5 protein-coding genes and 1 pseudogene are annotated in these 6361 nt (G+C 61.8%); 1 reads left to right on the top strand and 5 read right to left on the bottom strand.

The window, feature by feature from the left end:
* On the top strand, nt 1–585 hold a 585-nt coding region (locus AC58EF_RS27995; RefSeq protein ID WP_497279642.1), incomplete at its 5' end, for a transposase.
* A 167-nt stretch (nt 586–752) separates the two neighbouring features.
* Here the strand turns inward: AC58EF_RS27995 and AC58EF_RS27990 are convergent.
* The 5 genes and pseudogenes from AC58EF_RS27990 to AC58EF_RS27970 all read right to left on the bottom strand — a co-directional run.
* A complete protein-coding gene (locus AC58EF_RS27990) occupies nt 753–2246 on the bottom strand; it encodes a PepSY-associated TM helix domain-containing protein (RefSeq protein WP_497279641.1) in 1494 nt (497 codons plus the stop codon).
* Nucleotides 2243–2809, bottom strand: a complete 567-nt coding sequence (locus AC58EF_RS27985) for a hypothetical protein (protein ID WP_497279640.1) — start codon at nt 2807–2809, stop codon at nt 2243–2245. The genes AC58EF_RS27990 and AC58EF_RS27985 overlap by 4 nt, the downstream gene beginning before the upstream one ends.
* Nucleotides 2803–5085, bottom strand: a complete 2283-nt coding sequence (locus AC58EF_RS27980; RefSeq protein ID WP_497279639.1) for a TonB-dependent receptor — start codon at nt 5083–5085, stop codon at nt 2803–2805. The genes AC58EF_RS27985 and AC58EF_RS27980 overlap by 7 nt, the downstream gene beginning before the upstream one ends.
* A 166-nt stretch (nt 5086–5251) precedes the next feature.
* Nucleotides 5252–5608: a site-specific integrase gene (locus AC58EF_RS27975; protein ID WP_497279638.1), complete on the bottom strand. Its 357-nt coding sequence runs from the start codon at nt 5606–5608 to the stop codon at nt 5252–5254.
* A 515-nt stretch (nt 5609–6123) separates the two neighbouring features.
* Nucleotides 6124–6361: pseudogene (locus AC58EF_RS27970) on the bottom strand (zeta toxin family protein); the annotation flags it as partial.

Here is a 6361-nt window from a genome sequence, read left to right as displayed (position 1 = left end):
CATGATCGTACCCAGTTGGCGCCGATGGGGCGAGCGGCGCTGGAGGCCATAGGATCCGATCAACTAACGGTGTTGGCGGATCGCGGCTATTACAACGGTGCGCAGGTGCTGGAATGCGCAGGAACGGGTGGCTTGCCTTGCGTGCCGAAGCCCGACTTCATCTACGATGCCGTCCATGATCATTACACCTGCCCAGCCGGTGCTCACCTGACCCGCGGCAGGGTCCGCGTCGACCATCACGGTGACATTGACCAGTATCGCAATCTCGCTGCCTGCCCCGCCTGCCAACTCCGGCCTCGCTGCACGCCGGAGAAAGTGAAGCGCGTAAAGCGGTGGACCCATGAGGCGGTACTGGATGAGATGCAGCAGCGGCTCGACAGGCTGCCTGACGCCATGGGCTTGCGTCGACAGACCGTCGAACATGTTTTCGGAACCCTAAAAGCCTGGATGGGCAGTACGCCCTTCCTCACGAAAACACTGAAAAACGTCCGAACCGAGATGAGCCTGACCGTCCTCGCCTATAATATGAAGCGGATGATCCAGATCTTCGGAACCCGGCCACTCATCCAGATGATCCAGGGCTGATCATCGCCTGCTCGCGCATATCGCCTCTTGCCAAGCCGACCTTCCCTTCCGTTTTTCCACAGCTTCGACCCATTACGGTCATGAAGATACCGAACCTTCGCTCCCAATTGCAGACCGGCCGCTTCGGTCTTCAGATCATGAGGCGCGGGCAATCGGCCTGAAGGGGTTCAAATCCTACGTTGAGTGTGGTTGCGCAGCAGGCCGAGCAGAAGCCCCATCCCCCCTGCGAGCAGCAGCAGATCGACCAACTGGCACTGTCCGTTTACCAGCAACGGAGCGGCGTGCAGCAGCGTGACGACCAGCAAACTGATAGCCAGTGCCCACCGCAAACCACTCGCCAACCGCTGCCCAGACAACCCCTTTACGAGGCCCGCCGCCAGCACCGACACCATCGTTAAGCCCAGCCAGATCAGAGGCAGGGGCGCCTGCGGCCGAGAAAAGGCGAGCATGGCGGTCAGCAGCAGGACGACCGGCTGGCCCCAGCAAATCGCCGCCCAGATACGCTCCCATTGCGGCGCCGGGCGACCACGATCGCGTCGCCGCGCCAGCCAGATCGTCACGCCGCTCGACGTGACGATGCACAGCGCGATACCGAGCAGGCCATAAGCGATCCGCACCGGTAATCCGCCGAACCAGCCGAAATGCAGCTGACCGATGCCGCTCAACATGCGGGTGCCCGCCGCCAGATCCGCCGGCCGTTCCTGATGGATGAATCGGCCATGCGCGTCGAATTGCACCTCATCCTGCTGGGTGAGGAGTTTGGGCCGCTCGCTGTGAATGGCAATACGCATGTCGGCGCGCCCCGGCCGCTCGACCATGACATTGTCCGGACTGGCCATCGGTGCGCGGGCCCGTGCATCGGCAATCAGTTTGGCAACATCCGGAATGGGCGTGGCGCGCATGTCGACCTTGGGCGGCGGATCGAGGAACAGGTCGTAGACCTTCCCCATGTCACCCCGGTAAAGCAACATCGCCAGCATTGCGACGATGATCGTGCTCAGTCCCAACAGCGCGCCGGTCAACGCCAGGGTAAAATGGAATGGCAAGGCCCAGATACCCAACCGGTTATGCAAATCCGCTTCCTGCAGGCGGCGTGAACCGCCCCGCCGCAGATGGAAGGCATCGCGCAGCACGCGCGGATGCGCCAATACGCCCGACAACAGCGAAGAGAGCAGAGCCACGCCGGTCAGCCCGACGATGAAGGCACCCCAGCTGCGCGGCAGATGTAGGTTTACGTGAAGGTGGATCAGAAATTCGGTCCAGACTGCTTCCAGATCGGACAGGCTGCCATCGGCCGCCACCGCCCACTTATGCTCATAGCTGGCACTGAAGGCTGTCAGGCTGGCGCCATCCCGACTGGAAGTCGGCAGCGACAGATAAAGGGTCGTATCGGCCGGCGCGCGTCTGGCGGCTTCGGCAATGGCGCGGGCGGCGGAGATGTCTGAAAGGGTGGCGACCATCGGCGTCGTCGGCACTTCCCATCGTTCCAGATCGGGCGCGAACACGGCGACCGTGCCCGTCAGGCATACGATGTAGATGATCGCGGCAAAGGCAAGTCCAAGCACCGAATGACTGCTGAGCACTGACCGCACCGTTTCGGGCGACAACGGCCAGCGCCATTTCTTCGATCGGCTGTTAGTCTGGACATTCTGCTCACTCATGCGGCCCCTCCCAAAGCGGCGAGGCCGAAGCCGACGATGCTGGTTCCCACCAGCACGGCGGTCGCCCGCAGCAGGCGGCGATCCGCCAGTGTCCATGTCATGGCCAGCCCCCAGAGTATCGGCAGCAACAGCCCGCCCAGCACGATGCGGGTGCGCGGATCGCCGGGCAGATAGACGGTGGCGCAGAAAGCGACACCCATCGCTGCCGTCATGCCGAGCGGCCCGGCCATTAGCGCACGCAACACCCCGCGCCAGAAACTCCCTGGCTCCTCCAGCGGTTCTGGCGCGACATCCCCCTCACGCACGCGCCCCGCCTTGCGACGCACCCGGCCGAACCAGATCACGGCCAGCGCGCCGATCGCTTCCATCACCAGCCCCAGCGCCAGTCCTTTGACCGGGCCCACCATCACAAAGGCCGCGACCAGCAGGCCGATCAACACCGCCCAGCCAGCAAGCAGCAGGCCAGGCACCGACCGGTCACGCCGCAACCAGGAGCGGCGCAGCAGGGCGGCGCCCAAGGCACCGCCCGCGATCAGCAACAGGCTGGCGAGCGCGATCACCAATGCATACTCGCGCCGACGCCGACGGTCTGGGGCTCGCCCAGGATCGCCTGATGGATCGCCGCAAACTGGTACTGCATATACTCCTCGTTGAGGATGTTGCGAGCGAAGACGAACAGCGACCAATGATCGGTCTCATAGCCGATCTTGCCACTCACCACCGTGCGCCCACCGACCTTATACTGGCCCTGATCCTGGCCGACGCCGGTGAAGACCGAAGAACGGTAATTGGCGTTGAGATTGGCGATGAAACCCGGACCGAATTGGGCATTGATGCCGCCCGACAGGGTCCAGCGCGGCGCATAGGGGAATTGGGTGCCGTCCAGTTCGATCGTACTGGTTGCGCCTTCGGGTAGGACGAAGTCGGTGAATTTGGTGCGGACATGGCCGACCGAGCCATAAAGATCGATGCCGCGCGCGACATTGGCGTTCGCCTCCACCTCGAACCCATAGAGATGCGAGCCTGCGGCGTTCACCGTATTATAGTCATAGGCATTCTGGCCGAAATAGGCGGTGACCTGCTGATCCTTCCACGTCATGTAGAAGGCATTGGCGTTGAGCGTCAGACGACCGCCCAGCCATTTGGATCGCAGCGACCCTTCGTAATTCCAGCTATATTCCGGGTCATAGGCGACCAGCAGGGCGCGCGCGGGATTCTGGCTGGAGCCGCCCGAGCGATAGGCCCGCTGGACGGTGAAGGCGGTGGTCAGGTCCGGGGTCCAGTCCATGCTGATCCCGGCCTTGGGCAGGAAGGCATTGAAGCTGCGGCTGTTGGATGCCAGTGGCGAGGACGCATCGTCGACCAGGCCCAGCACCCCCTGGTTGATCAGCGAAATGATCGGCGCATAGGCTGCTCCCAGGAAATTGGCATTGGGCAGCGTGCCGTTGAAGGTCACCACTGTTTCAGCGGCATAGCGGTTGCGTTCATGATCGTAGCGGAAGCCGCCGATCAGCGTCAGCCGGTCGGTCAGCTTGAAGCGGCCATCGCCGAACAGCGCCATAGTCTCCACCTTTTCCGGCTGATCGCCCGAATAGGCAACCGGAATGACCGGCAGTTGCGTCGCATAGGCATTGCTGAGGAAGCTCGCCTGCGCTGCGGTTGCGCCATTGGCCCGCAGCAGGGCGGCGATGGTCGCGGTGGGCGTATCGATATTCACCCGGCTATTCTGATCGATGCTGCCCGTGCGGCGATAATACCAGGCGCCCAGCAGGCCGCTCAGCCGAGCGCCATCATAGTTGAGGCGCATTTCCTGGGTCACGGTGCGATAGCTGTAACGATTGTCGATCGCCTGGATATCCTGCGGGGTACCGTCGCTATCGATGACCGAATGAACGCGGGAGCGGTTCCAGGAGGTGACGCTCGACAGCTTCAACCCGTCGGCCAGCGGATAGCTGAGATTGAATACCGCAAGGTCGCTGTTGATCTTGCCCCGGCTCGGCTGGTCGCCGGTGGCGACGCGATGGTTGAAAAAATTGGGCGCGTCGGTCCGTGCATATTCATAGAGATAGCCGCCATCGCGCCGCACGCGATTATAGCTGGCGACTGCTTCCAGGCCGGGGATCGCCTTGGGCGTCCATTTGATCTTGCCGCGCAGATTGAGCGATTCCAGTGCATCGCTATATTCGTCGCGGGTCATGTTGTGGATGAGGCCGCGATCATTGCGGCGCTCGGCCGACAGGCGCACACCCAATTCATCCTCGATGATCGGGCCGCCGACCGCCGCCGAGAGGGTGCGATCGTCATATTCGGTCCACAGCACCCGTGCGTCGCCACCCCAGCGGGTCAACGAGGGGTTCTTACTGGTGATGACGATGCCGCCGGCCAATGCGTTGAGGCCCTGGATGGTGGATTGTGGTCCGCGCAGCACTTCCACCTGCTGTACATCCCACAAGTCGGTCGGGCCGCCATAGAGCGCCCATTTGGGGACCGGCGCGCCGTCCACATAGACGCTGGCGGCATCGGCCTGCCCGCCCGCGCCGACGCCATTATTGCTGATGCCGCGAATGGTGAAGCCGGCCGAGCCATAGGTTTCGGACAGGTTGGCGGTGCGATTATAGACGTCCTGGATGGTGATCAGCGTCTCGCGCTCGATTGTTTCAGGCGTGACCACGGCGATGCTGGTCGGCGTCTGTTGTAAGGTGCGGGCGCTCTTCTCGCCGGTGACGATGATGTCGGCGCGTGCCTGCTCGACATCGGCGGCCGGCGCCTGCTGCGCCAGGGCCGGGCTTGCCAGCGCGACGATGGCCGCGCCGGAAGAGAAGAAAAGCGGCCGCAACATATATTCCCCCAAATATTCTTGGCGGCTCCATATTTGACGATGCTAACGCGAGTCAATGTCATTATGTGAATGAACGGTGAGTGCTCCTCTTTCGTTCGCAGGGCGAGCAAATTCACCCGAAATGCCACCTGTAGACGTCGTAGTTGCCGTTACATTCCCGGTAGAGTCAGGAAGTGGCGCGGTGTCGTGCGGCGCGCCTGTGGGGCTTGGGTTCACATTGTATGACGGAAAGACCCAGCGCAATCTCCAGCCGCTTGAGCGTCATGGTGAAGAGGAAGCGTAGAGCCGATACCGCGGCGTTGATGGTCGCAGGCCCAACGGCGCGTCGATGCTGATCGAGTTGAAATCGCCGGAGGTCTTCTGCGCTGGCTGTATCGGGAGGACGGCCAAGAAACGCAGCGAAGGATCGGACGTGGCGAATGTAGTCCTGCTGCGTATGCGCCCCAAGACCTCGAAGCTTCATATCCTGCAGCATCCGCTGGCGTAGCGAACCGATCGGGGCGGAGGTAATCGTAGTGTTCATGGTGAGTTCCTTTGCGCTTAAGGAACCTCACAATCTCACGGCGGCTCCGCCTCGCCCAACGCCCGCAATTACGCCGTGACCCCACCCCAAGCGCCCCTCCCCCGGAGCGGGTTCATTTTTGTCCCAATCTCGGCCACACGATCATATATGAACCAACGGCAGCTTCTGGGAAGCCTTCGCGAGCTGTCGAACGGCCGAAATAGGGGCGCTAAGTGACGATCCTTTGTCCGTCCACATCGACTTCAAAGGTATCTCCCTCGCACCAGAAGCGGATCATGCCGGCGTGATGCTCGGCATGTGATGCATCCTCCCGACCCTCCGGCGGTGGATAATGAATCGCAAAACGAGCCCCCGGCTGAATCGTTTCCACGGAGGCCCAAAGCTCGACCATAAATTCTAGTCATATGAATTGCGACGTCGCGTTCAAGCTGAATGAGCGGCAGGTTTCAAACAAACGTCGATATCTCCGTAGGTCTGACTTGTCGGCGGCAGTCAACCATCATTCGCACTTGGCGTTAGATATCAAGGTCTGTTTCATAAACCGATCTGATCCAGCCAGGTAGGTGCGGTAATGCGAAGATCAGGCGCCCGTTCGCGAATGTCAGGCAATGGCTCGGTGGTTGGTTGAGGCTGGAATTGTCAAAGACCATACCGCGATCAGCTTTCAGGACTGCGGCGCGGATAAACGGTGCACCGCGCGCATAACGAGTGCGGATCTTGTCCTCGGGAACAATATGGCCGCCTTCCTCGACT

Source organism: Sphingobium sp. WR1, assembly GCF_059693745.1.
This window is presented reverse-complemented; position numbering and strand designations above follow the sequence as displayed.